The sequence below is a fragment of the Streptomyces sp. NPDC034670 genome (genome assembly GCF_055574875.1).
The window spans coordinates 36,940-61,608 of the sequence record NZ_JBVITR010000003.1 but is presented as its reverse complement, the minus strand read 5'-3'; the positions used below and the strand labels follow the sequence as shown (position 1 = coordinate 61,608).

Here is a 24,669-nt window from a genome sequence, read left to right as displayed (position 1 = left end):
TTTCCCCCTATCGCGAGGGGGACGGGGGGCGGGGTGGCTCTTTGCGGGGGGCCCCTGGGGGGGGGGGTTGCTGTCTCACACCAGCTTTTTTCTTCCCCCCCCACCGCGGCGGGCCAGGACCGGGAGCGCCGATCGAGCATGACCGTACCGTCCCGGGGGAGGACCCCCGGACCTTCTGAGCAAAGCCGTGCGCAGGACCGTCTGACCCACCTCGACGAGGCGGGCGCCGCCCGCATGGTCGACGTGTCCGGCAAGGACGTGACCGCGCGCACCGCCCGCGCCACCGGCCGGGTCCTCGTCTCCCCCCGCGTGGTCGAGCTGCTGCGCGGCGAGGGCGTCCCCAAGGGCGACGCCCTGGCCACCGCGCGGATCGCGGGCATCATGGGCGCCAAGCGCACCCCCGATCTGATCCCCCTGTGCCACCCCTTGGCGCTGTCCGGTGTGAAACTGGACCTGTCGGTCGCGGACGACGCCGTGGAGATCGCGGCGACCGTGCGCACGACGGACCGCACGGGCGTCGAGATGGAGGCGCTCACCGCGGTGTCCGTCGCCGCGCTCACCGTGGTCGACATGGTCAAGGCGGTCGACAAGGAGGCGGTCATCACGGACGTGCGGGTGGAGGAGAAGACGGGCGGCAAGTCGGGCGACTGGAGCCGGGCGTGACTCCCGACGCGCCGGACGGCGGCGCGCTGTCCGCGCCGTACAGCGCTCTCGTGGTCACCGCCTCCAACCGGGCCGCCGCCGGGGTCTACGAGGACACGGGCGGCCCGCTGGTCGCCGACGGCCTCAGGCGCCTCGGTTTCGCCGTCGACGGCCCCCGGGTGGTCCCGGACGGCGATCCCGTGGAGGCCGCCCTGCGTGAGGGCGCCGACGCCGGGTACGACGTCGTCGTGACCACCGGCGGCACCGGCGTCTCGCCCACCGACCGCACCCCCGAGGCGACCCGGCGGGTGATCGACCACGAGGTCCCCGGCATCGCGGAGGCCATCCGGGCGCACGGCCGCGAGAAGGTCCCGACGGCCGCCCTCTCCCGGGGCCTGGCCGGGGTCGCGGGCCGGACCCTGATCGTCAACCTGCCCGGGTCCCGCGGCGGGGTGAAGGACGGCCTGGCCGTGCTGGAGCCGCTGCTGCGGCACGCCGTCGACCAGCTGCGCGGCGGTGACCACCCCCGGCCGGACGCCAGTGACGGGGGTGCGAGCTGAACCGCACCCCCTGGCCCGCCGAGCTGGTGGACGACGACATCGTCCTCCGGCCGATCAGGCTGCGCGACCAGAAGGCCTGGCGCGAGATCAACCGGCGCAACCGCGACTGGCTGCGGCCCTGGGAGGCGACCATCCCGCCGCCCACGCCCGCGGGCCCGGTCACCCACCGGCCGACCTACCGTCAGATGGTCCGCCACCTCAGGTCCGAGGCGAACGCGGGCCGGATGCTGCCGTTCGTCATCGAGTACCAGGGGCGCCTCGTCGGCCAGTTGACCGTCGCCGGGATCACCTGGGGCTCGATGTGCTCGGGGCACGTCGGCTACTGGGTGGACGAGGCGGTGGCCGGCCGCGGAGTGGTGCCGACGGCCGTCGCGATGACCGTGGACCACTGTTTCCGCACCGTCGGACTGCACCGCATCGAGGTGTGCATTCGCCCGGAGAACAAGCCGAGCCGCAGGGTGGTGGAGAAACTCGGATTCCGCGAGGAGGGCCTGCGTCCGCGCTATCTCCACATCGACGGAGCCTGGCGCGACCATCTCGTCTTCGCGCTCACGGCGGAAGAAGTCCCCGACGGTTTGCTCGACCGCTGGCACCGGGCCCGCTCCCGGCGTGAGCGGTCGGGGAGCGGGCTGTCCGGAAGCGAACGGTCCGGGAGCGAGTGACTCCCGTCCCGGAATACCGCGCACCCCGGAAATTGAATATTTGTTCGAAATTGAGCGGGGGCGACCGTCTTCCGGCAAGGAATTCCCGGGCCTGGTGGTCCGCTGATCGCACCGGTCGCAAAAAAAGTTCGAAATATCAGCCAGATCGTGCGACACACCGGCCCAATTGGCAGATGGCCCCACGCAAACCCCTCTACGGTGTGAGGCGTGAGCAGCAGCGGCCTCATCTACGCAGTCATCGTCGGGGCCTGGGCCGCCTACTTGGTGCCGATGTGGCTCCGTAGGCAGGACGAGCTGAACGAGGCCCGTCCAACGGAACGCTTCAGCACCGCCATCCGATTGCTGTCCGGACGGGCGGGCATGGAGCGCCGTTACGCCAAGGACCTGCGGGCGCGCTCCGCCGACGAGGGGGAGCAGAGCGTCCACGACCCGGATGCGATCACCGACTCGGTGGACGTCCGGGCCTTCGCCGTGTCCCAGACCCGCCCGCACACGCGGGTGCCCGTGCCGCCCCTCCCCGAGGAGCGGCCCGACGGCCCGTCCTCGCCCGAGCGCGCGGACCGGGCGGACGGGAGCGGACCCGAACCCGGACCCGGCCCGGTGCACGCGCGCGTCCCGGCCGCCCGCCGCGGACCCGCGGCCCGGGGAGCCCAGGACGCCCAGGGGGCCCGCGCGGCGCAGGCCGCCGCGGCGCGCGCCCGGCGCTCCAAGGTGCTCGCCCGCCGCCGGCGCACCACCACGCTTCTCTTCCTCGCCTTCACGCTCGGCGCGATCGTCGCCGCGGTCGGCGGACTCGCCTTCCTGTGGGCGCCCGGCGTGCCCGCGGTGCTGCTCAGCGCGTACATCGCGTACCTGCGCTCCCAGGAGCGCCGCCGCTTCGTGTACCTGATGGACCGGCGCCAGGCCGAGATCGCCGCCCAGCGGCTGCGCGAGCGCCGGACGCGCCGCCACCCGGACCTCGAGGACGCCGACGCCGACGAACCGGAGGGCCCCGAGGCCGGCGTCGCCCCGGACCCCGACCTCGGCCTCTCCGCGCTCGCCGCGGACCGGCGCGCGCTCGTCGAGCAGACCGACCACGCGGAGTGGGTCGACCAGCAGCGCGAGCGGGAGCGGCGGCCCGGCCAGGGCGGCGACAGCTGGGACCCGGTCCCGGTGCCGCTGCCCACGTACGTGACCGCCCCGGTCGCCCCGCGCGCCACCGGCGGCGTGGACCTCGGCGCACCGGACGCCTGGAGCTCGGCCCGCTCCAGCGCCGTCCCGCCCGAGGAGGCGCCGGTCTCCGCCGAGGAGACGGCCCCGGCCGGCACCGGGGAGGGCGAGGACGGAGAGGAGCGCACCGACCGCCGGGCGGCCTCGGCCCGGCGTTCCCGGGAACGCGGCCGCACCCCGCTGTTCGACCAGTACGAGGACGGGGACCGGCCCCGGGCCGCCAACGAGTAGCCCCGGGCCCCGCGGTCCGCCCCCGTCCGGCAACGGATTTCCGGGCAGCCCGATGGGGATGCTAAAGTTTCACTCGTTGCAAGGGCCTGTGGCGCAGTCCGGTAGCGCACCTCGTTCGCATCGAGGGGGCCAGGGGTTCAAATCCCCTCAGGTCCACGCAAGGGCCGTTCGCGAGTCAGCTCGTGAACGGTTCGCGAGATCCCGATCAGACGGTCACCGTCGGGTCGGGATCTCGTCGTTTCAGGCGCGGTGAGTACGCAAGTCTGCCCGCCTGCCCGCTGGGGCGACGCCCTCCGGGCGGCGGGTCGGGATCGGCGGTGGAGACGCGGGCATGCCGCGGGGACCGCGGGCGTGGGGCCGTGTGCCTGCGGTCTCGTGGTCCGTCGATCCTCTTCCTGGCGGAGCTGCCGGTGTCGATCCCGGTGAGCATGCCGAGCTTGGCCAGGCGTTTCAGCTTGGCGCGGGTGCCTTCGACGTTCTTCGGCAGCAGTTCGTGGCCGAGGGCCTCGCAGACGCCCTGGCCCGTAGCGGCCCGGCCGCGTGGTGGAAGGCGTGGAGGATGCGGGGGTGGTCCGGGTGCTCGGGCAGCCCCGGCGGGCCGGCCGGGAGCCGGTCGGCGAGGCCGGTGACGGTCTTGCGGGTGATCGCGAGGTGCTTTAGGTGCGTCTCGGCCTCCCGCGACCGGGTCTGCAGGTCGTCGATCAGCGCGGGACCGACGCGCACGTGGTCTTTCAAGGTGCATCCGCTGATCGTGACGCCGGTCCGGTCAGCCCGTGCAACAGCAGATCCGTGAGGGTGTCGATGACGCGCTGGTCGTCTTCGCCGCCGGGAGGCGTGAGCACGGCGTAGTTGAGGGTGACGAGCATCGCGCCTATCGCCGCCGCGATGAACTCGGGGTCGCCGGGCAGCTGGTGTCCGCGCTCGACCAGGTACTCCAGATGCTCCCGAATGGTTCCTGTCTGCTCGCGCAGGTCGCGCCAGGCCCGGCCCGTGCCGGGGTCGTCGGCCACCATCGCCTGAAACAGTGCGAGCGTGACCGGGCGGTTCTGCCGCATCACCGTCCACGCGACACCGACGTGGTCGCGCAGCTGGTCACGGTCGGTCAGGTCGTGGTCGCGGGGATGCTCCAGGCCGACCATGCGCTCGTCGATCGCATCCTCCATCTCGGCGAGGAGCGCCTGGAGCAGCTCGTCCTTGCCGGCGAAGTGTTCGTAGAACGAGCCGGTCGAGCGTCCGGCCGCGGCGGTGATGTCGGTGATCTTCGTATTGAGGTAGCCGCGATCGTTGAACAGCCCCCGCGCCGCGTCCAGCAGCGCGGCACGGGTCTGGGCCGCCCGGACTTTTCGACTGGCGGTGCTCGCCTGCGGCATGTCGTCCTCCATCGGCTGTTGACAGACGCCAGCGTATCGGAACACACTTACGCTGAATCGATATTCAGTGAAAGTCAATTCAGGGAGGCATCGTGCGGACGATCGTGATCGGTGGCGGGATAGCCGGACCCGCCATCGCCCTCGCACTGCAGCGGACCGGTCACGACGTGACCGTCTACGAGGCGTACGACGTTCCGGTCGAGGACGTCGGCGCCCACTTCAGTCTGGCGGTCAACGGCCTGCGCGCACTGGAGAAGCTGGGCTGCTTACGCGACGTACAGGCGGTCGGATTCCCCATCGACCGGATGCGGTTCCACACGGCGGGCGGCCACCTCTTGGGCGACGTGCCACGCCTTCGGCGCGATGCCGACTCGATGCGCAGCATCTCGCTCCAGCGCGGACGGCTCGTGGCAGTCCTGCGGCGCGCGGCGCTCGACGCGGGTGCGCAGATCGTCACCGGCGAACGCCTGGTGGGCGCGACGGAGTCAGCGGACAGCGTGGTGGCCGAATTCGCCTCCGGCCGGCGCGACACCGCGGAGCTGCTCGTGGGCGCCGACGGCGTCTGGTCAACCGTGCGCGGGCTGATCGACTCGTCCGCGCCGCGCGCGGAGTACGCGGGGCTCTACGGGGTCGCCGGAATCTCCACCATGCCGGGTGTCGAGCCCGGCGTCTGGAACCTCACCTACGCGCGCAACGGTGCCTTCGTATACACCAGCATCGACGAACAAACCCAGTGGTGGACGGCGCAGATCGGGGATCCGGTCAAGCCCGACCTGCGGGGCGTCGACGAGGCGCAATGGCTGCGGCGCGTCACCGAGCTGTTCCCGGAGGCGATGCCGAGGGCCATCGTCAAAGCCGCGACGTCGATAGTCGCGTCCGGCTGTCTGAACGTCTGCGCCCCGGTCCAGAAGTGGCACAGTGGGCGCATGGTCCTGGTCGGCGACGCCGCCCACCCTGTCGGCGTCGGACACGGCGCCTCGATGTGCATCGAGGACGCACTGGAACTCGCGGCGGCGCTGGGCAGCGCCCCGACCGTCCCAGCGGCACTCAAGGCCTACGACGCGACACGTCGCCCGCGCATCGACAAGCTGCTCAAGCACGGGCACAACGCCCGTGAGAGCAAGAGGCCCGGCGCCGTGAAGCGACAGATCAACGCGGCGAAGATGCGCGTACTCCTCCCGTTCTTCGAACGGGCGCAGGGATACCTGTACGACTATGAGCCGCCTTCCCTGTCCGCCGTAGGCGGATCACAGTCCGCCACGCGCTAGGCGGTCTGCGGGCCCGACGCCTCGCCCGTGAAGACGGACGGGGGTTGCCGGCGATGGGGGTCGGCAGGGCCTCGTTCACAGGGAGGCGCCGGTGCATATCGAGCGCACGAGTGCTGGGTTGGACGTGCACGCCCGTTCGGTGGCGGCGTGTGCGGTTGATGGGCGGAACGGGACTGCGCAGAGAACGGCTCCGGCTCACATCCGGAAGTAACCGTGCGTCGTCCCGATCCTGAAGGCGCAGCTCGCGGGCCGGCCATGAGAAGCATGACGCCCCGTCCGAGGGGGGCGGACGGGGCGTCCGTAACGGACACGGCGCAAGACCGTACTGACCGACCATTGCCCGACCCGCACGGATGGCAACCCGGTGCGGCGTCGCATCGAGAAGGAGGAACAGTTGCTGAAATCGCGAGTGCGGAAGAACCTGGCCATCGGGCTAGTGATCACGGTCGTCATCACGGTGCTGTCGGTGGTTGTCGCGGACGACGGCAGCAAGGTGGAGGAGTTCAGGAAGTCGCTGACAGTGGGCTTATCGGTGACGGGGACAGTGACAGGGGGTACCTGGTTGCTGCAGCGGAGGCGTCCGGCACCGTGACCGGCGTCCCGCCACCCTGCGGCCGCACCCCCGACGGCGGGATCAGCGGCTCCGCGATCTCCCACAGCCCGTCCGGAACAATTCAACTCCACGCACCCCGCCCCGTGACGGGCCCAACGACCGCATCACCACGTAGGACACGGTTTTGAAGGCGCTGCGGATCCCGTCGGCGCACCCGTGGGCGGTTGGCGCCCGACCGGACGCGCACGCCCCCCGGCTCGATCCCGAGCCGGGGGGCGTGCGCGTGGGGAGAGGGGGTCAGGCGACCGTCCACTTCTGGTCGGCGGCGCCGGTGCACGTCCGGATCTCCAGGGGGGTGCCGTCGCCGGCGGAGCCGCCCCTGGTGCTCAGGCACTTGTCCGCACCGATGTTGGTCAGGTCGCGGGCGGAGGTGTAGGTCCACTGCTGGGCCTTGGTGCCGTTGCAGGTGTAGAGCTGCACGGGCGCCCCGTCGGCGGTGGAGGCGCCGCGTACGTCGAGGCACTTGCCGAGGGCGCGTACGGTGCCGTCGCCGCCCAGGGTCCACTTCTGCGCGTCGACGCCGGTGCAGTCGTGCAGCTGGATCGGGGTGCTGTCCGCGGACGAGGCGCCGGCGACGTCGACGCACATGCCCCCGACGCCCTTGATGGCACCGGTCCGGGTGGCACCGCCGTTCCCGGCGGGACTGCCGGAGACGCGTACGTAGTCGATGGTCATCGTCTGCGGGAACGCGGTGGCGGCGTTCGGGCTGCCGGGCCAGTCGCCGCCGACGGCGAGGTTGAGGATGAGGAAGAACGGGTGGTCGTAGACCCACTTGTTGCCGCGCACGTCGGCCGGGGTGCGGGTCTGGTAGGCGGTGCCGTCGACGGACCAGGTGATCGACTCGGGGGTCCAGTCGACCGCGAAGACGTGGAAGTCGTCCGCGAAGGCGGCGCCGTTCGGGAGCTTGTACGAGGCGCCGATGCCGCCGCCGCCCGAGTAGCGGGGGCCGTGGATGGTGCCGTGGACGGTGCCCGGCTCGTGACCGACGTTCTCCATGATGTCGATCTCACCGCTGTGGGGCCATCCGACCTTGCCCAGGTCGTCGCCGAGCATCCAGAACGCGGGCCACATGCCCTGACCGCGGGAGACCTTGATGCGCGCCTCGAAGTGGCCGTAGGCCTGGGTGAAGGTCCTGGCGGTGTTGAGGCGGGCGGAGGTGTACTGACAGGTGCCGTACCAGCACTTCAGGTTGGGGTCGGTGTTCTTGCGGGCGGTGATGACGAGGTTGCCGTTGCCGTCGAGGGCGGCGTTGTCCCTGCTGTCGGTGTAGTACTGCAGTTCGTGGTTGCCGTTGCCGCTGCCGCCGGTCTCCAGCGTCCACTTGCCGGAGTCCGGGGCGCTGCCGGCCGGGCCGTCGAACTCGTCGGACCAGGTCAGTGCGGCGGGGGCGGGGGCGGCGTCGGCACGGTCGGCGGACGGTCCCGCGGTGAGGAAGGTGAAGGCGGCGGCGACCGCGGTGGAGACCAGCAGGACGGACCCGCCGAGTGACCACCGGCGCGCACGATGAGCGGCCATGACTGAACACACCTCGTCTGTGGGGAAGTTGCGTGGGGGGTGGTGGGGGGAGTGGGGACCCCGTGGGGGGAACTCCGATGCTACGGACGGTTGACAGCGCAACAAACTGCCCGGTTTGTATCCCAACAGGCTCTGAGCTGCGGTTACTTGGCGCCACAAGACTCTTCGGCGGATCGCTTAATGAGTCTTTAAGGCCGGCTTAAGCGAGCGGGGCGGGACGGGTCCGCGCAGACGCCTTCGCCGGTCTCTTTCCGTTGATCCGCGTCGACGTTGGGTGACGCGTCGCCGACCGGGCTGGCTGCCGCCGTCCTTGAGAGCGGGAAGCGGTGCGTCGCCGCCTGTGAGCCGCCTTCGTCGATCCGTGGCTCGTGGCTGCCTGGTGCCGGCGAAGGTGATCCAGCAGGTCGCCCGGGTGCGGTCCGCTTCACCAGCTCGGAGAAGTTCACCGCGGCGTTGTCAGCGCTCATGACTTCGAAAGCACTTTGAAAGTCATCCGGGCGCTATCGCCCAGAAAGGGCGAACTCCAGGGGTGTCAGTGGGCGGTCCCGCTTTCGTCCTGGGCCGTGCCGGACGGCGGCTGATCCACGACGAAGGATCCCTTGCCTCGTACGGTCACGATGAGTCCGCGCTCGCGGAGTTCCTGCGCGGCCCGGCGGGCGGTGAGTCGTGTGACTCCGTACTCCTCGGCCAAGTGGTTCTCCGAGGGGATCGGCCTGTCCGGCGCCAGCTCACCCGACTCGATCTTCTTCGCGATCACGTCGGCCAGCTGAACGCAGAGCGGTCGCGCGCTCATCGGATCCAGGGTCGGCGTGGACTCTTCTGTGTCGCTCATGTGTCCGACGTAGGCGTCCCTTTACGTCCACGGACGAGTTGATCCCTCTGCACTCGTATGCAGAGGGATGTAGACCGATACAGCTTTGTGGGTAAAGAAGACCCCGGCGAGGTGGATCAGACCTCCCGGGGGCGGCGCCTGCCCCCGGCGGGGGACACCGACGCCGAGCCCTGCGACGCGATGGACGGCGGCGGAACCGATGACCGCACCCCGGGAGCGCCCGCACGAGCGCACGCGTCGCATACCGGGCCCGGCGCCGACGCCCCGGCATCGAAGGGCTCACCCGGGTCATCGAGGCGGGCTATCGTCGTAGGAACGGTGCGCCGAAGGAGCACGAAGGAGTACCCCCGGTCATGACCGCACACGCCGCAGAACCCACGCCGACCGTTCCGCCCATGCCCGAGCGGAACCCGAAGGCGCTGCGTGCTGCCATCGCCCAGCACACTCCCCAGCTCCTGCCCGGCTTCGACGAGCACTGGCGGTGGGCCGTCGCTGACGCGTACGACATCAGCACGGTGCCCGCGTTCATGGCGCGCTGGTGGGGTGAGTTCGCGGTCGCCCGGGATCCGGAGCTCGACGCCCACATGGCCGATCTCCACCACCGTGCGGAGGAGTCCACCGACCTCGCCGAGGCCAAGGCGCTTCTGGAGGAGGCCTCCCACATCCGGCACGAGGTACAGCGGCTGGAGCCCGGTCAGTGACCGGTGACGGCTTCATGGGACCGCCCTGGCAGATGGACTGGACACTCAAGGCCCAAGCCGTTCGCGACGCTCTGCCGGAGCACGTGCGGAAAATGATCGACGCCGTGCGCGCCGAACTGGTCACGGCGAAGGATCCCTACTTCCGAGGGGTCGACGCCGATGCGGACCTCCCCGCGGACATGAAGGTCCAGCCGGTGCGGTCCGACCGTCCCCAGGGCAGCCGTGTCCTCTTGTTCGACCACGGACACGGCTGGCTGCGCTACACCTTCATCCCGCGCACCGAGGACCCTCAGATCATCGTGGAAGAGATCTTCTGGCAATGACCCGCTGAGACCACCCGCGTCCCCGCACACCGCTCCTTCCCGTCCCGACGAGCCGGCAGGACGGAGGGAGACGTGCGGGGGGGGGCGCGGGCGGCCGGGCCCCGTCGGGAAGCCCGAAACGGCGGTCCTACGGCGCTACCGCCCCGGGGACCCGGACCGGCATACGTCATCAAGGCGGTTACGGTCGGGAAGCCCAGATCGGCCATACGGCAGCTCCCTGCGGCCCGACGGTGGGAGCAAGACGCCGTGATGGGCCGGGCGAGCAGGGGCCCCGGTCACCGTGGAGGGCGCCCCGCCCGGCGGTCCGCTACAGCGCTTTGGCGTAGCAGCGGCTCTCCTCGTGGAAGCGGTAGTAGCCGAACTTCTCGCAGGGCTCGTAGCCGCTGGAGGTGTACAGGGCGATGGCCTCCGGCTGCTTGGTGCCGGTCTCCAGGACCATGCGGACGCGGCCGGCCGCGCGGGCGTCCTCCTCCAGGGCGGCCAGGATGCGGCGGGCCAGGCCCCGGCCGCGCATCTGCTCGATCACGTACATCCGCTTCAGCTCGGCGTCGCCGTCGCGGTTGCCCTCGCCGTTGGCGTCCTGGGCGCGCCAGCCGCCGGAGGCCACGGGGACGTCGTTCTCGTCGTAGGCGATCAGGTAGACGCCGTTCGGGGGTGTGAAGTCCGCCGGGTGCATGGGGGTGGAGTCGCCGCCGTCGCCGTAGCGGACGTGGTACTCGGCCTGGACCTCGGCGTCCAGCTTCACGGCGTCGGGGTGGTCGTAGGGGACTGGGCGGATGTTCATGCCGAGCACGGTAAAACAGATTCCGGGGTGACCGGGAGTGTGATTTCCGTCCGGAATTGGACCTGGTCCAGTGCGCGGGTATCGTGCCCTGATGCTCACCGTGACCTCCGTCAACGTCAATGGACTGCGTGCCGCCGCGAAGAAGGGCTTCGTGGAGTGGCTCGCGCGGACCCCCGCCGATGCGCTGTGCCTGCAGGAGGTGCGGGCGGAGCCGCAGCAGCTGCCCGAGCAGGTGCGGGAGCCCGAGGGGTGGCACGTGGTGCACGCGCCCGCCGCCGCGAAGGGGCGCGCGGGGGTCTCGCTGTACACCCGGCGGGAACCCGACCGGGTCCGGGTGGGGTTCGGCTCGGCCGAGTTCGACGGCAGCGGGCGGTACGTGGAGGCGGACCTGCCCGGCGTCACCGTCGCCTCCCTCTACCTGCCCTCCGGCGAGGTCGGGACGGAGCGGCAGGAGGAGAAGCTCCGCTTCATGGGCGAGTTCCTGCCGTACCTGAAGGAGCTGCGCGAGCGGGCCGCCGGGGAGGGGCGGGAGGTCGTCGTCTGCGGCGACTGGAACATCGCCCACGAGAAGGCCGACCTGAAGAACTGGCGCGGCAACACCAAGAACTCGGGCTTCCTGCCGGAGGAGCGCCAGTGGCTCTCCCGCGTCCTGGACCCGGCCGACGGCGGGTACGTCGACGTGGTGCGCGGGCTGCACCCGGACGTCGACGGGCCGTACAGCTGGTGGTCGTACCGGGGGCGGGCGTTCGACAACGACACGGGGTGGCGGATCGATCTCATTTGCACATCGCCTGGCATCGCCGGCCGGGCCGTGAAGGCGTACGTAGAACGCCCTGCCTCGCACGCTGAGCGGTGGTCCGACCATGCTCCCGTGACGGCCGTATTCGACGTGTAAGACGGCACTGCTGGCCGCCGGATGCGAGCAACACAAACGCCCCGACCGGGATGGGCCGGGGCGATGTGTCGGGGCGTTCGGTGGGGCGTCAGCGGCCCTTGCGGCATCCGGTGCACCAGGCGGCGGAGTGCGGAAGGACCTTCCAGACGTCGCGGTGCGTGCGATGCCGGACCGTGGTCCCGTGCGTGACGCACACGGAGCCCCAGCGGAACGCCTCGCCGTCGTCGCCGTTCGCGACCCACAGGTCGACGGACGCCACGAGCGAACCGAGCCGGTTCCGGCGAAATCAGCGCGCGCCCTCGGGGACCATCTGGTCATCGGCCAGGGTCCGCTTCGCGGCGAACAGCTTCGTTTCCGTGGCCGATGACTTCATGCGGCGGGACTCGACCGGCGCGGCCTTTTTCGCCGGGGTGGCCTTCCGCGTCCGCTTCGGCGCGGCCTTCGTGGCGGACTTCCGCGACTTGGCGGCGGCGGCCTCTCGGGCGGTCAGCTTCGCGCGGACGGCGTCGACGTCGACGGCTTTCGGGCGGCAGCACGTGGCCAGCTTCGCGGCATCCAGGACCGCGAGCCGGTCGACAGGGGCGGCGGTCTTCGCGTAGCGGCAGCCGTCCTTGCGGACGCGGGTCCCCTTCGCCGTGGTGGTGAATACGAGCTTCGCCGCCTTCGTCGCCATGTCGTCCTCCGTGGTGTCCCTCCGCCGGACTGCCCGGCGGGAGCCCGATCGTTACTGAGGTTGAACTCGTGGTGTCGTAGGGGCTGACGGGCGGCAGTCGCCTGCGGTATCACCGGTGCATGCGGTATCCGCAAGGGGGCGGGCTGACCGCCGAACGACAGCAGTTCCGCGAGGGGTTACGGCTTCAGGCAGCCGAGCGGTTCGCCCGCGGCGAGGCGAGTTCGGCGATCGCCAAGGACCTGCGCGTCAGTGTCCGGTCGGTGCAGCGATGGCGGCGGGCGTGGGACGAGGGCGGGCCGCGTGCTCTGCGGTCGCAGGGCCCGGCGTCGTTGCCGAGGCTGAGCGGCGAGCAGTTCGCCCAGCTGGAGGCGGAGCTGGCCAAGGGGCCGGCCGCGCACGGCTGGGAGGACCAGCGCTGGACCCTGGGCCGGATCAAGACCGTGATCGGTCGGCGCATCGACTATCAGATGGCGACCCCGGGCTCGCGGAGCGCGCGGTCGAGGCGTACGTGGAGCGCGCGGCCACGCACGCCGAGCGCTGGTCGGACCACGCGCCGGTGACGGTGGTCTTCGCGTAGGCGGCCCGCGGCGGACGGGCCGGTGCGGGTGCCCGGTCGCCCGGACGACGCGGGGCGCGGTGCCGGTCCCGGTCGGTGGGGAGCCCGCCGGCCAGGCGTCGGCACCGGTACGCCGGGGCCGTCAGCTCCCGTCGGGCGGTGGCGGCAGGATGCCGCAGAGGGCGTCGAGCGCCGCTGCGAAACCGTGGTCGGGGGGTGCGGCGTAGCCGACGACCAGACCGTCGTGGGCGGGCATGGTGGCGGCCGGGTGCCGGAAGCCGGCGAGTCCGTCCACGGCGATGCGCCGGCGGGCCGCGGCCCCGGTCACCGACCGTTCGGTGCCGGGCGGCAGGCCCAGCACCGCGTGCAGTCCGGCGGCGACGCCCGTGGGGGCGATGTGCGGCGCCCGGCGGGCGAGGAGGGAGACCAGGCGGTCCCGGCGGTCCCGGTAGCGCTGCCGGCTCCGGCGGATGTGCCGGTCGTAGTGGCCCGACTCGATGAACTCGGCGAGGGTCAGCTGGTCGGTGACCCCGGCCCAGGCCTCGCGCTCGCCCTTGGCGCGCAGCACGGGCCCCACCAGGTGGTCCGGCAGCACCATCCAGCCCAGTCGCAGTGCGGGGGAGAGGCTCTTGCTCAGGGAGCCCAGGTACACGACGCGCTGCGGATCGAGGCCCTGGACGGCGCCGACCGGCTCCCGGTCGTAGCGGAACTCCCCGTCGTAGTCGTCCTCCAGCAGCACGCCCCCGCTCCCGCGCGCCCAGTCCACCGCGGCGGCCCGTCGCCCGGCGTGCAGCGGCCCTCCCGTGGGGAACTGGTGGGCGGGGGTGAGCAGCGCCGCCCGTACCCCCTCCAGCGTGGGCAGCTCCGCGGTGCGGGCGCCGTGTTCGTCCAGCGTCAGGGGCACGGTCCGTACCCGCGCGGCCTCCAGGACCGACCGGTGGAACGGCAGGCCGTAGGACTCCACGGCCAGGGGGCCGCGCAGCACCTTCCCGCCGAAGAGCAGACGCAGGGCGTGCGCGACACCGGAGCACACGACGATCGCCTCGGGGTCGGCGCGCACGCCGCGCACACGGGACAGGTATCCGGCGAGGGCGCGTCGCAGTTCGGGCCGTCCGCGGGGGTCGCCGGGCCCGAACGCCTCGTGGGGCGCCGCGTTCAGTGCCCGCCGTGCGGCGGCCAGCCAGGCCGTGCGGGGGAAGGAGGCGACGTCCGGCAGGCCCTGCCGCAGGTTGTGGGCGGGCGGCTCCGGAGGGGCCGGGACGGGCCCGGGTGCGCGTGGGGACGCGGCCGGCCTCGCTCTGGGCGCCACCCGGGTCCCCGACCCCTGGCGGGCGACCAGCCAGCCCTCGGCGACGAGTTCGGCGTAGGTCTCGGCGACGGTGTTGCGGGCCAGCCCGAGGTCGGCGGCGAGCGACCGGTAGGGAGGGAGCCGGGTGCCCGGTGCCAGTCGTCCCTCCCGGATCGCCTCGCGCAGCGCGCGGCCGAGCACGGCGCGGCGGCTGCCGCCTCCGGCCGGGTCGAGATCCAGGTCCAGGTGGAGGTCGCTGCCGGTGCGCCCGGCCGGATTGACCCATGAATCCGTCACGGGAATGCACCCTACGCGGGGTCTTCGCGGGGCCTAGCGTGGTGGTCACGAGGAACGGGGCCGACGGGGCCCGGCGCGACGCCGGGACCGCGGACGGTCCGGGGCCCTCCCGGGTCCGGGACCGGTCCGGGGCGGTCCCGGACCACCCGGGGACCCGTGGGGACCCGGGGGCCCGTGGGGGCCCGCTCCTCGTCGCCGCACCCGCCCGACCACGCCCGAGGAGAGCCCCATGCCCGAACGGATCCAGGACGACCCGGTGGACGCGTCCGCCCGTCCCGTCCTCGTCCGCGCCGACTCCGCACGGACGCTGCAGGACGGGGCCGCCAGCCTCATCACCCTGCTCGCCGACTCCGACCGGACGCAGGGGGCGCTGACGGCCAACCGGGCCACCCTGCGCAAGGGGTCCCCGGGCGCCCCGGCCCACTTCCACACCAGGGCGACCGAGATGTTCTTCGTGCTCGGCGGCAGCCTGCGCGTGCTGCTGGGCGACCGGATCGTCACCCTGGGGACGGGCGACTTCGTGACGGTGCCGCCGCGGCTGCCGCACGCCTTCGCCCCGGCCCCCGGCGAGGAGGCCGACGTGCTGGTCGCCTTCACCCCCGGCACGGACCGCTTCGACTACTACCGTCTGCTGGAGCGCGTGTACCGGGGGGAGGCCACCGTCGAGGACATCAAGGCCAGTTCCGAGCGGTACGACAACCACTACGTCGCCAGCCCCCGCTGGCAGGCGGAGCTCGCCGACGCCTGACCGGCCGCGGGGCGGGGGCCGTCCGTGCCCCCGCGGCGGTCAGTCCTTCCTGCGCAGCCGCCGGTCCAGGGCCAGGGACAGCTCCGCGTCGACCACGCTGCGGGCCAGGGGGCGCAGGCGGTGGAGGGCCTCCTCGGGGGCGTGGCGGAGGATCAGGGAGGCGAAGAGGTCGGCCAGGGCGTCGGCGTGGGAGCGGGCCTCCCGGCCGGCGCGGAGCACCTCCGCGAGCGGGATGCCCTCGCGGACCAGGGCGGAGGACACGTCCAGCAGGCGGCGGCTGACGTGGACGATCTCCTCGCCGTCGACGCCGAGGTAGCCGAGGTCCAGCGCGGCGGCCAGATTCTCCGGGGTGACCTGGCCGGCGAAGTGGTCGGCGAGTTCCTCGGGGGTGAGGCGGACCGGGGTCTCCTCGGTGGGGGTCTCCACGCCGAGGAGGTCGCCGACGCCGCGGCCGTGGTCGAAGGCCTCGGCGAGTTCCGCTATGCCGTTCAGGGTGTGGCCGCGCTCCAGCAGGGCCGTGATCGTGCGCAGGCGGGCCAGGTGGTGGTCGTCGTACCAGGCGATGCGGCCCTCGCGGCGAGGCGGCGGGATCAGCTTGCGTTCGCGGTAGAAGCGCAGGGTGCGCACCGTGATGCCGGCCAGCCGGGCCAGTTCCTCCATGCGGTACTCGCGCCGCTCGCCGGAGCCCGCGGTGCCCTCTGCGTCGTCTGCGTCCTCTGCCACGTCAGCAGCCTAGGGCGTACCGGGGGTAACTTTCGCTGCGCGCCCCCTACCCATCGGTACGGGGCTGTTCTACGCTCCCCATTGCGCCAGTGTTCACTGGCAAAGTTCTGGGCGAGACGTGGAGGCTTCCGGGATGGCCGAGCACGAGCACGGGAACGGAAAAGGGCGCGGACGCGGACGCGAGCACGTACGGGTGGCGGTGATCGGGTCCGGGTTCGGCGGGCTCGGGGCCGCGGTGCGGCTGCGGCGCGAGGGGATCACCGACTTCGTCGTCCTGGAGCGGGCGGGCGCCGTCGGCGGCACCTGGCGGGACAACAGCTATCCCGGCTGCGCGTGCGACGTGCCGTCCCACCTGTACTCGTTCTCCTTCGCGCCCAACCCCGACTGGCCGCGCTCCTTCTCCGGCCAGGAGCACATCCGCGCCTACCTCGAGCACGTCACCGACGTCTTCGGGCTGCGCCCCCACATCCGCTTCGACTCGGAGGTGAAGCGGATGGCGTGGGACGCCGAGCGGCTGTGCTGGGACATCGAGACCAGCAGCGGAAGCCTCGGCGCGGACGTGGTGGTGTCCGCCACCGGCCCGCTGTCCGAGCCGAAGGTCCCGGACGTCCCGGGGCTCGACGCCTTCCCCGGCAAGGTCTTCCACTCCGCCCGCTGGGACCACGACTACGACCTGCGCGGCAAGCGGGTCGCCGTGGTCGGCACCGGCGCCTCGGCGATCCAGATCGTGCCGGCCGTCCAGCCGCTGGTCTCCCGGCTCACCCTCTTCCAGCGCACCCCGGCCTGGGTCCTGCCCCGCGCCGACCGCGCCATCAGCGGCGCCGAGCGCGCCGTGCACCGGGCGCTGCCCCTCACCGCGAAGCTGCGCCGCGGACTGCTGTGGAGCGTGCGGGAGCTGCAGGTCCAGGCGTTCACCAAGCACCCGGGCGAGCTGGGTTTCGTGGAACGGCTGGCCAAGCGCAACATGGCCCGCGCCGTCAAGGACCCGGCCCTGCGCGCCAAGCTCACCCCGGACTACCGCATCGGCTGCAAGCGGATCCTGCTGTCCAACACCTACTATCCGGCGCTCGCCCGGCCCAACGTCGACGTCGTCGCGAGCGGGCTGACCGAGGTGCGCGGGTCGACCGTCGTCGCCGCCGACGGCACCGAGGCCGAGGTCGACGCGATCGTGTTCGGCACCGGGTTCCACGTGACCGACATGCCCATCGCCGAGCGGGTCGTCGGCGCGGAGGGCAGGACCCTCGCCGAGGCCTGGTCCGGCGGGATGCAGGCGCTGCGCGGTGCCACGGCCGCCGGGTTCCCCAACTTCCTGACGGTCATCGGGCCCAACACCGGCCTCGGGAACTCCTCCATGATCCTGATGATCGAGTCCCAGCTGAACTACCTGGCCGACTACCTCCGCCAGCTCGACGTCCTGGGCGGCCGGGCCGCCCTCGACGCCCGGCCGAGCGCGGTGCGCGCCTGGAACCACCGGGTGCAGGAGCGGATGCGGCGCACGGTGTGGAACACCGGCGGCTGCACCAGCTGGTACCTGGACGCGAACGGACGCAACACCACCGTCTGGCCGGGCACGACCACCGAGTTCCGGCGGGCCACCCGGCACGTGGACCTGTCCGAGTACGCCGTCCTGCGGCCGTCCGCGAGGAGGACCGGCGCCACGCGGGACACCGCCGTCGCCCGGGGCGGCGAGGAGGTGGCCGCGTGAACCGGCAGGCCCCCACGGCCCCTGGGCCCTGCGCCCCGCCCGTCCCCTCCCGCGAACTGACCGCCGTCTCCGCCGACGGCTCCCGGCTGCACGTCGAGGTGCACGGGCCCGAGCGGGCGCCCGCGGTCGTCCTCGCCCACGGCTGGACCTGCTCGACCGCCTTCTGGGCGGCGCAGATCCGGGACCTGGCCGCCGACCACCGGGTCGTCGCCTACGACCAGCGCGGCCACGGGCGCACCCCCGCGAGCCCCGCGTGCAGCACCGACGCGCTCGCCGACGACCTGGAGGCCGTGCTGGCCGCCGTCCTCGCGCCGGGCGAACGGGCGGTGATCGCCGGGCACTCGATGGGCGGGATGACGGTGATGGCCGCCTCCTCCCGGCCCGCCTTCCGCGAGCACGCGGCGGCCGCCTTGCTGTGCAGCACGGGCAGTTCGCGCCTGGTGGCCGAGTCGACGGTGCTGCCGATCCGCGCGGGCGGGGTGCGGACCCGGCTGACCCGGCACGTCCTCGGCTCCCGGCTCCCGCTCGGACCGGTCACGCCGCTCACCCGCCGGGTCCTGAAGTACGCGACGATGGGCCCCGCCGCGACCCCGGAGATGGTCGAGACGTGCGCCCGCATCGTGCACGCCTGCCCGCGCACGGTGCGGCACGCCTGGTCGGGCGTCCTCGACCTGCTCGATCTGGACGACGACGTCCGGGAGTTGAGGGTGCCGACCGAGATCGTCACCGGTGGCGCGGACCGGCTCACCCCGCCGGTGCACGCGCGGACGCTGGCCGCCGCGCTGCCCGGCTGCCTCGGCGTCACCGAGCTTCCCGGGATCGGCCACATGACGCCGGTCGAGGCACCGCAAGAGGTCACCGGGAGGGTCCGGGCGCTCGTCGCCGCCCACGTGACCGCCTCCGCCCCCACCCGCGCGCCCGCCCACACCCACGTCGTACCCGCCGAGGAGAGCGCATCATGAGCAGGGTCAGTCTCGAAGGACAGGTCGCCGTCGTCACCGGAGCGGCGCGCGGCGTGGGGGAGTTGCTGGCCCGCAAGCTCTCCGCGCGCGGGGCGCGGGTGGCGCTGGTCGGGCTGGAGCCGGACGTGCTGAAGCAGGTCTCGGCGCGGCTGCACGGCGACAGCGAGCACTGGTACGCCGACGTCACCGACCACGAGGCGATGACCCGGGTCGCGCGGGAGGTGAAGGAGCGGTTCGGCCGGGTCGACATCGTGGTCGCCAACGCCGGTGTGGCGGCGGGCGGTCCGTTCGTCGACTCCGACCCGGAGTCCTGGCGGCGGGTGATCGAGGTCAACCTGATCGGATCGGCGGTCACCGCGCGGGCGTTCCTGCCGTCGCTCATCGACAGCCGCGGCTACCTGCTCCAGGTGGCCTCGCTCGCCGCGATCACCCCGGCCCCGATGATGACCGCGTACTGCGCGTCCAAGTCCGGTGTGGAGGCGTACGCGCACAGCCTGCGGGCCGAAGTCGGGTACCGGGGCGTGCGGGTCGGCGTCGGGTACCTGTCGTGGACCGACACCGACATGGTGCGCGGGGCCGACCGGGACGACGTGATGCGGGAGTTGAGGCAGCGGCTGCCGTGGCCGGCGAACAGGACCTACCCGCTGGGTCCCGCCGTGGACCGGCTCGTGGACGGGATCGAGCGGCGCGCGAGCCATGTGTACGGGCAGTGGTGGCTGCGCGGGATGCAGGGCGTGCGCGGTCATCTGCCCGCACTGATCGGGACGGTGGGGCAGCGGGAGATGCGGCGGTTCGCGGACCGGCTGTCCGGCGTCCGCACGGGGCTGGTCGGAGCCGGCGGCGACGCCGACGAACAACACCGCACCACGCTGCGTAACTGATCGACATGCGCAGGGTGATGGCCCGTGTGAATCTGGTCGGGCAAGTTCCCCCCACCCCACACGGGAGTGAGCCCACATGGGTATGAAGGACCAGTTCCAGGAGAAGACCGAGCAGCTCCAGCAGCAGGCCAAGCAGCGTGCCCAGCAGGGCAAGGAGCGTGTCCAGCAGGGCCGGGAGCAGATGCAGAACCGCGGCCGCCGCCAGGACGAGGACCGGGACAACCCGCAGCGCCGGCGGGAGCCCGAGGACCGCTTCGACCAGGACCACGACGCCTGACGCCCTGAGCCGACCCGGGAGGGGTGCCTCCGGCGAAGGGCACCCCTTCCGGCGTTCCCGCGCCCCTTCCCCCGCCCGGAGTTCACCGTCCCGTCACGTGCGCGGCGGCAGCTTCGGGCGGGAGCGGTCGGGGACGTCGCGGTAAGTCGGGGGAGTCGCCGGGGGGTTGGTCTCCAGCAACTCGACGGCCAGCCGGACCGCGTCGTCGAGCTGGGCGTAGCGGCCCTCGGCCCAGTCCAGCGGGGTGCGCAGCGCCTCCAGGTCGGGTGCGACCCCCTTGTTCTCCACCGACCAGCCGTAGGCGTCGAACCAGGCCGCGTTCATCGGCACCGTGATCACCGTGCCGTCGCCCAGCCGGTGCCGGCCGGTGATGCCGACCACGCCGCCCCAGGTGCGCTGACCGACCACCGGGCCGAGCCCCAGCAGTTTGAACGCGGCGGTGATCATGTCGCCGTCGGAACTCGTCGCCTCGTCCGCGAGCGCCACCAGCGGGCCGCGCGGGGCGTCGGAGGCGTACGACACCGGCTGGGCGTCGCGGGTGAGGTCCCAGCCCAGGATGGTGCGGGTCAGCTTCTCCACGACCAGCTCGCTGATGTGGCCGCCGGCGTTGCCGCGCACGTCCACGATCAGGGCCGGGCGGGACACCTCCCCGCGCACGTCGCGGTTGAACTGGGCCCAGCCGGAGCCGCCCAGGTCGGGGATGTGCAGGTAGCCGCACCGGCCGCCGCTCAACTCCCTCACCACCGCGCGCCGTTTGGTCACCCAGTCCTGGTAGCGCAGCGGCGTCTCGTCGACCAGCGGGACGACCGCGACCCGGCGGGACGGGCCCTCCTCCTCCGCCGCGGCGCCGGAGGGGTCCGCAGGGCCTTCCGGCGGGGAGCCTTCCGCCGAAGAGCCGTCCCCGGCGGGACCTTCCCCGGCGGGACCTTCCCCGGCGGGGCGGTGGGGGGCGGAGGGGCGGAACGTCAGCTCCACCGTCGTCCCGCCCGCACCGGCGAGCAGCGGGCCGGGCCCGGTGACCGGATCCACCGGCCGGCCGTCGACATGGGTGAGGACCGCGCCCTCGCGGATGCCGGTGCCGGCCAGCGGGGAGCGGGCCCGGGAGTCGGAGGAGTCACCGGCCAGGACGCGCTTGACCGTCCACCCCTCCTCGCGCGGCACGAGGTTGGCGCCGAGCAGGCCCTGGCGGCGCTGGTAGTGCGGCGGGCCCTCGTTGCGGCGGGCGGCGGTGACGTAGGCGTGGGAGGTGCCGAGTTCGCCGAGCACCTCGCGCAGCAGGTCCGCGAACTCGTCGGGGGAGGCGACCCGTTCGACCAGGGGGCGGTACTGCTCCAGCACCGCGTCCCAGTCGATGCCGCACATGCCGGGCTCCCAGAAGTAGGCGCGGATCAGCCGCCCGGCCTCGGCGTACGCCTGGCGCCACTCCGCCGCCGGATCGACCTCGTGCAGGATGCGGCGGGCGTCGATCCACACGGTGGAGTCGCCGTCGCCGGTCTCGGAGGAGGGGATCGCGCGCAGCTCGCCCTCGTCGGCCACGACCAGCCGGGTGCCGTCGCCGCTGACCGCGAAGAAGTCGAGGTGGTCGACGAGTTCGGTCCTCTTCGCCTTGGTGATGCCGAAGTGCTCCAGGGTCGGCCGGCCGCTGGTGTCGTCCGGGTTGGCGAAGGTCTCGCCGAGCGCGCCGGAGATCGGCCAGCGCAGCCACACCAGCCCGCAGCCCGCGACCGGGCGCAGCGCCGAGTACTTGGAGGCGGCGACCGGGAAGGGGGTGACCCTGCTCTCCAGCCCCTCGACCTCGACGGCCACCGCACCGCTCTCCCCGCCCTCGTCGGCCCCCTCGTGCTCCCCCGGGTCCAGACCCCCCGCGGCCGGGCGGCCCTCGGGGTTCAGGGCGAACGGGGAGGGGGTCGCCGAGGACAGCGGCACGAGGTAGGGGCGGCAGCCCAGCGGGAAGGACAGGTCGCCGGTGTGCACGTCGTACACCGGGTCGAAGCCGCGCCAGGACAGGAAGGCGAGATAGCGGCCGTCCCGGGTGAAGACCGGGTTCTCGTCCTCGAAGCGGCCGTCGGTGACGTCGACGACCGTGTGCCCGCCCCGGTCCGCTCCGGTGGTCCGGGCGAGCTTGATCTGCCGCAGCGACCGCCCGATCCAGGGGTGGGACCACGCCAGCCACGCGCCGTCGGGGGAGAAGGCGAGGTCGCGCACCGGCCCGTTGACGGAGCGGACCAGCTCGGTGACCCGGCCGTCGGAGCCGTCCCGGGGAGGATCGGTGTCCACCAGCAGCAGCCGCCCGTCGTGCGCGGCGACGGCCAGCCGCTTCCCCTCCGGGTCCGCCGTCATCTCCAGCACCCGGCCCAGCCTCCCGGAGGCCAGCCGCCGGGGCGGGCGGTGGCCGCTGGCCCGGGGCAGGGAGGCGATCTCGACGGCGTCCTCGCCCTCGGCGTCCGTCACGTACGCCACCCGTCCGCTCTCCCCGAGCATCTCCGGCAGCCGCACCCGCACGCCCGGGGTGTCGATGAGGGTGCGCGCGGGGCCGTCGCGGTGGGTGAGCCAGTGCAGGCTGCCGCGGACGACGACGGCGCTCGCCCGGCCGGTCTCGTCGACCGAGAGGCCGTCCAGGTGGTGCGCGGCCGGCACCTGGTAGCGGCGCCGCCCGGTCCGCGGGCCGCCCAGCCGCACGTCGAGGCGGCGCGGGACGGAGCCGGGGGACAGGTCGTCCACCAGCCACAGGTCGCCGGCGCACTGGTAGACGACCCGGGTGCCGTCGCCGGCGGCGTGCCGGGCGTAGAAGGCGTCGTGGTCGGTGTGGCGGCGCAGGTCGGAGCCGTCGTACGCGCACGAGTACAGGTTGCCGACGCCCTCGTGGTCGGAGAGGAAGGCGATCCGGCCGCCGACGAACAGGGGGGAGTGCAGGTGGCCGTCGAGCCCTTCGAGCAGCCGCCGCCCGTGCAGCCACAGCCTGCCCGTCGCCCCGCCCCGGTAGCGTTTCCAGGAGGCCGGTTCGTGCGGCGGGGTGCCGGTGAGCAGCAGGGACCTCCGCTCCCCGGCGAGGTCGGCGACCTGGATGTCGCTCACCGGGCCCCAGGGCAGCTTGCGGCCCGGGCTGCCGTCGCGGGCGAGTTTGTAGGCCCAGGTGAAGTAGGAGAAGGGCTCGCCGTGCGAGGTGACGGCGAGGATCTCGGCGTGGCCGTCCCCGTCGGGCGGGGCCCAGCCGCAGACCCGGGTGTCGGAGCTGCCCCAGTGGGTCAGCCGGCGGCCCGGACCGCCGTCCACCGGGACGAGGTGGACCTCGGGATCGAGACTGAGCCAGCTCGTGTACGCGATGTGGCGGCCGTCGGGCGAGAAGCGGGGGTGGCCGAGCTTGGTGCGGTCGGCGGTGAGCCGCCAGGCCCGGCCCGGACCGTCGAGCGGGGCGAGCCAGAGGTCGTCCTCGGCCACGAAGCACAGCAGGTCGCCGTTGAGGTGCGGCAAGCGCAGGTAGCTCACCTTCTCCATGCTTTTCCGGGGGGTGGGCCGCAGCAACTCGGGCGGACGGGGAGGACCGGGCACGCGACCCGGAGCGCGTGCGAAACGGTGTCGCCAGGGGGGGCCGGTGACCGGGCGGTCGCCTGTGCCGTGCGGCCGCCACTACGGTTCTGCCCATGACAACGACCCGCGGCGCCCTCGCCGCCCGCCCCCGTGTCACGGAACCCGGGACGCCGGTCACCCACCCCGGCGGCACCCCGGCGGACGTGCGCGGCCGCGCCTCGTGACGCCGCTGGTCACCGCGGCCGTCCTGGTCGCCGCGGTCACCCACGCCGGCTGGAACGCCATCGCGCACCGGATCACCGACAAGCTGGCCGGGTTCGCGCTGATCTCCGGCGGCGGAGCGCTGATCGGTCTGGCGCTGACGCCGTTCGCGCCGGCCCCGGCGGCGGGGGCGTGGCCGTACCTGTTCTGCTCGGCCGCCGTCCACATCGCGTACTACGCGCTGCTGATGAAGTCCTTCCGGCTGGGCGACTTCGGTCAGGTGTACCCGATCGCCCGGGGCAGCGCGCCCCTGGTCGTCACGGTCCTCGCCGCCGTCTTCGCGCACGAGGTGCCGGACGGCCGGGCCGCCGCCGGGATCGCCCTGTCCTGCGCGGGCCTGACCGGCGTCGCCCTGTGGGGGCTGCGCGGGCGCCGGCCCGACTGGGCGGCGATCGGCGCGGCGCTGGCGACCGGCCTGACCATCGCGGCGTACACGGTCCTCGACGGGCTCGGCGTCCGCGCCTCCGGCTCCCCCCTCGGCTACATTGCCTGGCTGATGGCGGTCCAGGGCACGGTGATCCCGGCGTACGCGCTGTGGCGCCGGCGCGGGCGGGCGGGCGCCCTGCTCCGGCCGCACGCCGGCCTCGGACTGCTCGGCGCCGCGCTGTCCGTCGCGGCGTACGCGCTCGTGCTGTGGGCCCAGACCCGCGCCGAACTCGCCCCCGTCGCGGCCCTGAGGGAGTCCTCGATCATCGTGGGCGCGGCGATCGGGGCCCTGTTCTTCGACGAACGCTTCGGCGCCCCGCGCGTCGCGGCGGCCGGGCTGCTGGTCGTCGGGATCGGGCTGATGCTGCGCGCGGGGTAGGAGACGGCGCCGGCCGCCGGCCGGGTGCGTCCGGGCAGGGGGAGGCGCACCCTGGAAGCAGAGCCTCCGGAGGTGGTCGTCATGATGCACACCGCAGTGGGATGGCACGTGGAGCTGGAGTTCCAGGAGGACGACCAGCACACGCGCGCGGCCGCGTTGGTCCGGCTGCCCGACGGGAGCGAGGTGCGGGCGCACGGGCACGCGACCCGGCACCACACCGACGCGAATCAGCCCAGGGTCGGTGAGGAGGTCGCCGGCGCCCGGGCGTTGAACGAACTCGCCATGCAGCTGCTGACCAAGGCGCACGACGAGATCGACGCGGCGTCGGGCCGCATCTCGCACCCGATCCACGTATGACCC

Annotated in this window: 26 protein-coding genes, 1 tRNA gene and 3 pseudogenes; 19 read left to right on the top strand and 11 right to left on the bottom strand. The window is 73.1% G+C overall.

Annotated features, from left to right (window positions below):
- The first annotated feature begins 138 nt into the window (after nucleotides 1-138).
- The 5 genes from moaC to ACZ56B_RS02975 all read left to right on the top strand — a co-directional run bounded on the left by moaC (nucleotide 139) and on the right by ACZ56B_RS02975 (nucleotide 3,460).
- Complete coding sequence (gene moaC / locus ACZ56B_RS02995) at nucleotides 139-663, top strand: cyclic pyranopterin monophosphate synthase MoaC (protein ID WP_468785592.1); 525 nt, start codon at nucleotides 139-141, stop codon at nucleotides 661-663.
- Entirely contained in the window at nucleotides 660-1,202 is a 543-nt protein-coding gene (locus ACZ56B_RS02990; protein WP_468785590.1) for a MogA/MoaB family molybdenum cofactor biosynthesis protein, read from the top strand. Before moaC ends, ACZ56B_RS02990 begins: the two co-directional genes overlap by 4 nt.
- A 26-nt stretch (nucleotides 1,203-1,228) precedes the next feature.
- Nucleotides 1,229-1,864, top strand: a complete 636-nt coding sequence (locus ACZ56B_RS02985; protein WP_468785588.1) for a GNAT family N-acetyltransferase — start codon at nucleotides 1,229-1,231, stop codon at nucleotides 1,862-1,864.
- Between the two features lie 207 nt (nucleotides 1,865-2,071).
- The gene (sepX, locus tag ACZ56B_RS02980; RefSeq protein ID WP_468785586.1) at nucleotides 2,072-3,304 is read left to right on the top strand and encodes a divisome protein SepX/GlpR; all 1,233 of its coding nucleotides are present in this window, start codon (nucleotides 2,072-2,074) and stop codon (nucleotides 3,302-3,304) included.
- Between the two features lie 82 nt (nucleotides 3,305-3,386).
- A tRNA-Ala gene (locus tag ACZ56B_RS02975) sits at nucleotides 3,387-3,460 on the top strand.
- 294 nt (nucleotides 3,461-3,754) lie between these two features.
- Here the strand turns inward: ACZ56B_RS02975 and ACZ56B_RS02970 are convergent.
- Both ACZ56B_RS02970 and ACZ56B_RS02965 read right to left on the bottom strand, forming a co-directional pair.
- On the bottom strand, nucleotides 3,755-4,039 hold the full coding sequence (locus ACZ56B_RS02970) for a hypothetical protein (protein ID WP_468785584.1): 285 nt from the start codon (nucleotides 4,037-4,039) through the stop codon (nucleotides 3,755-3,757).
- Nucleotides 4,036-4,686, bottom strand: coding sequence for a TetR/AcrR family transcriptional regulator (locus tag ACZ56B_RS02965; RefSeq protein WP_468785582.1), 651 nt, complete (start codon nucleotides 4,684-4,686; stop codon nucleotides 4,036-4,038). The genes ACZ56B_RS02970 and ACZ56B_RS02965 overlap by 4 nt, the downstream gene beginning before the upstream one ends.
- An 80-nt stretch (nucleotides 4,687-4,766) precedes the next feature.
- Between ACZ56B_RS02965 and ACZ56B_RS02960 the strand changes: the two genes are divergently transcribed.
- Together ACZ56B_RS02960 and ACZ56B_RS02955 are read left to right on the top strand one after the other, a co-directional pair.
- A complete protein-coding gene (locus ACZ56B_RS02960) occupies nucleotides 4,767-5,942 on the top strand; it encodes an FAD-dependent oxidoreductase (RefSeq protein ID WP_468785580.1) in 1,176 nt (391 codons plus the stop codon).
- 364 nt (nucleotides 5,943-6,306) lie between these two features.
- Nucleotides 6,307-6,534 (top strand): hypothetical protein, encoded by a 228-nt coding sequence (locus ACZ56B_RS02955; RefSeq protein WP_468785578.1) that lies wholly within the window; start codon nucleotides 6,307-6,309, stop codon nucleotides 6,532-6,534.
- Here ACZ56B_RS02955 and ACZ56B_RS02950 read toward each other — a convergent pair.
- The 3 genes and pseudogenes from ACZ56B_RS02950 to ACZ56B_RS02940 all read right to left on the bottom strand — a co-directional run.
- Nucleotides 6,491-6,616, bottom strand: a pseudogene (locus ACZ56B_RS02950) (IS5/IS1182 family transposase); the annotation flags it as partial. The gene ACZ56B_RS02955 and the pseudogene ACZ56B_RS02950 overlap by 44 nt on opposite strands.
- 176 nt (nucleotides 6,617-6,792) lie before the next feature.
- Nucleotides 6,793-8,070, bottom strand: coding sequence for a family 16 glycosylhydrolase (locus ACZ56B_RS02945; protein WP_468785576.1), 1,278 nt, complete (start codon nucleotides 8,068-8,070; stop codon nucleotides 6,793-6,795).
- A gap of 532 nt (nucleotides 8,071-8,602) precedes the next feature.
- Nucleotides 8,603-8,902: a GntR family transcriptional regulator gene (locus ACZ56B_RS02940; RefSeq protein WP_468785574.1), complete on the bottom strand. Its 300-nt coding sequence runs from the start codon at nucleotides 8,900-8,902 to the stop codon at nucleotides 8,603-8,605.
- Between the two features lie 353 nt (nucleotides 8,903-9,255).
- On the opposite strand from ACZ56B_RS02940, the gene ACZ56B_RS02935 reads away from it, so the two are divergent.
- Both ACZ56B_RS02935 and ACZ56B_RS02930 read left to right on the top strand, forming a co-directional pair.
- Complete coding sequence (locus tag ACZ56B_RS02935) at nucleotides 9,256-9,603, top strand: DUF6247 family protein (protein ID WP_468785572.1); 348 nt, start codon at nucleotides 9,256-9,258, stop codon at nucleotides 9,601-9,603.
- Complete coding sequence (locus ACZ56B_RS02930) at nucleotides 9,600-9,926, top strand: hypothetical protein (protein ID WP_468785570.1); 327 nt, start codon at nucleotides 9,600-9,602, stop codon at nucleotides 9,924-9,926. Before ACZ56B_RS02935 ends, ACZ56B_RS02930 begins: the two co-directional genes overlap by 4 nt.
- A gap of 307 nt (nucleotides 9,927-10,233) precedes the next feature.
- Here ACZ56B_RS02930 and ACZ56B_RS02925 read toward each other — a convergent pair whose 3' ends face one another.
- A complete protein-coding gene (locus tag ACZ56B_RS02925) occupies nucleotides 10,234-10,710 on the bottom strand; it encodes a GNAT family N-acetyltransferase (protein ID WP_468785568.1) in 477 nt (158 codons plus the stop codon).
- Between the two features lie 91 nt (nucleotides 10,711-10,801).
- Between ACZ56B_RS02925 and ACZ56B_RS02920 the strand changes: the two genes are divergently transcribed.
- Nucleotides 10,802-11,605 carry an exodeoxyribonuclease III gene (locus tag ACZ56B_RS02920; protein ID WP_468785566.1) on the top strand — a complete coding sequence of 268 codons (804 nt, stop codon included), beginning with the start codon at nucleotides 10,802-10,804 and terminating at the stop codon, nucleotides 11,603-11,605.
- Between the two features lie 88 nt (nucleotides 11,606-11,693).
- Here ACZ56B_RS02920 and ACZ56B_RS02915 read toward each other — a convergent pair whose 3' ends face one another.
- Nucleotides 11,694-11,864 (bottom strand): hypothetical protein, encoded by a 171-nt coding sequence (locus ACZ56B_RS02915; RefSeq protein WP_468785564.1) that lies wholly within the window; start codon nucleotides 11,862-11,864, stop codon nucleotides 11,694-11,696.
- A 27-nt stretch (nucleotides 11,865-11,891) separates the two neighbouring features.
- Complete coding sequence (locus ACZ56B_RS02910) at nucleotides 11,892-12,278, bottom strand: hypothetical protein (protein ID WP_468785562.1); 387 nt, start codon at nucleotides 12,276-12,278, stop codon at nucleotides 11,892-11,894.
- A gap of 119 nt (nucleotides 12,279-12,397) precedes the next feature.
- On the opposite strand from ACZ56B_RS02910, the pseudogene ACZ56B_RS02905 reads away from it, so the two are divergent.
- Nucleotides 12,398-12,571: pseudogene (locus ACZ56B_RS02905) on the top strand (helix-turn-helix domain-containing protein); the annotation flags it as partial.
- Between the two features lie 153 nt (nucleotides 12,572-12,724).
- Nucleotides 12,725-12,855 (top strand): annotated as a pseudogene (locus ACZ56B_RS02900) (exodeoxyribonuclease III); the annotation flags it as partial.
- A gap of 121 nt (nucleotides 12,856-12,976) precedes the next feature.
- Here ACZ56B_RS02900 and pdxR read toward each other — a convergent pair.
- Nucleotides 12,977-14,419, bottom strand: coding sequence for a MocR-like pyridoxine biosynthesis transcription factor PdxR (pdxR, locus tag ACZ56B_RS02895; RefSeq protein ID WP_468785560.1), 1,443 nt, complete (start codon nucleotides 14,417-14,419; stop codon nucleotides 12,977-12,979).
- 229 nt (nucleotides 14,420-14,648) lie between these two features.
- On the opposite strand from pdxR, the gene ACZ56B_RS02890 reads away from it, so the two are divergent.
- Entirely contained in the window at nucleotides 14,649-15,167 is a 519-nt protein-coding gene (locus ACZ56B_RS02890; protein ID WP_468785558.1) for a cupin domain-containing protein, read from the top strand.
- Between the two features lie 39 nt (nucleotides 15,168-15,206).
- Here ACZ56B_RS02890 and ACZ56B_RS02885 read toward each other — a convergent pair whose 3' ends face one another.
- Nucleotides 15,207-15,827: a MerR family transcriptional regulator gene (locus ACZ56B_RS02885; RefSeq protein ID WP_468785916.1), complete on the bottom strand. Its 621-nt coding sequence runs from the start codon at nucleotides 15,825-15,827 to the stop codon at nucleotides 15,207-15,209.
- A gap of 196 nt (nucleotides 15,828-16,023) precedes the next feature.
- On the opposite strand from ACZ56B_RS02885, the gene ACZ56B_RS02880 reads away from it, so the two are divergent.
- From ACZ56B_RS02880 to ACZ56B_RS02865, 4 genes are all read left to right on the top strand, one after another.
- Nucleotides 16,024-17,595 carry a flavin-containing monooxygenase gene (locus ACZ56B_RS02880; RefSeq protein WP_468785556.1) on the top strand — a complete coding sequence of 524 codons (1,572 nt, stop codon included), beginning with the start codon at nucleotides 16,024-16,026 and terminating at the stop codon, nucleotides 17,593-17,595.
- Nucleotides 17,592-18,557, top strand: a complete 966-nt coding sequence (locus ACZ56B_RS02875; protein ID WP_468785554.1) for an alpha/beta fold hydrolase — start codon at nucleotides 17,592-17,594, stop codon at nucleotides 18,555-18,557. Before ACZ56B_RS02880 ends, ACZ56B_RS02875 begins: the two co-directional genes overlap by 4 nt.
- Nucleotides 18,554-19,438, top strand: a complete 885-nt coding sequence (locus tag ACZ56B_RS02870) for an SDR family oxidoreductase (protein WP_468785552.1) — start codon at nucleotides 18,554-18,556, stop codon at nucleotides 19,436-19,438. The genes ACZ56B_RS02875 and ACZ56B_RS02870 overlap by 4 nt, the downstream gene beginning before the upstream one ends.
- A gap of 76 nt (nucleotides 19,439-19,514) precedes the next feature.
- Entirely contained in the window at nucleotides 19,515-19,715 is a 201-nt protein-coding gene (locus ACZ56B_RS02865) for a hypothetical protein (protein WP_468785550.1), read from the top strand.
- A gap of 93 nt (nucleotides 19,716-19,808) precedes the next feature.
- On the opposite strand, the gene ACZ56B_RS02860 is transcribed toward ACZ56B_RS02865, so the two are convergent.
- Entirely contained in the window at nucleotides 19,809-23,201 is a 3,393-nt protein-coding gene (locus tag ACZ56B_RS02860) for a S41 family peptidase (protein ID WP_468785548.1), read from the bottom strand.
- Between the two features lie 262 nt (nucleotides 23,202-23,463).
- On the opposite strand from ACZ56B_RS02860, the gene ACZ56B_RS02855 reads away from it, so the two are divergent.
- Nucleotides 23,464-24,309, top strand: coding sequence for an EamA family transporter (locus tag ACZ56B_RS02855; RefSeq protein WP_468785546.1), 846 nt, complete (start codon nucleotides 23,464-23,466; stop codon nucleotides 24,307-24,309).
- A gap of 81 nt (nucleotides 24,310-24,390) precedes the next feature.
- Nucleotides 24,391-24,666: a DUF1876 domain-containing protein gene (locus ACZ56B_RS02850; RefSeq protein WP_468785544.1), complete on the top strand. Its 276-nt coding sequence runs from the start codon at nucleotides 24,391-24,393 to the stop codon at nucleotides 24,664-24,666.
- Nucleotides 24,667-24,669: the final 3 nt, after the last annotated feature.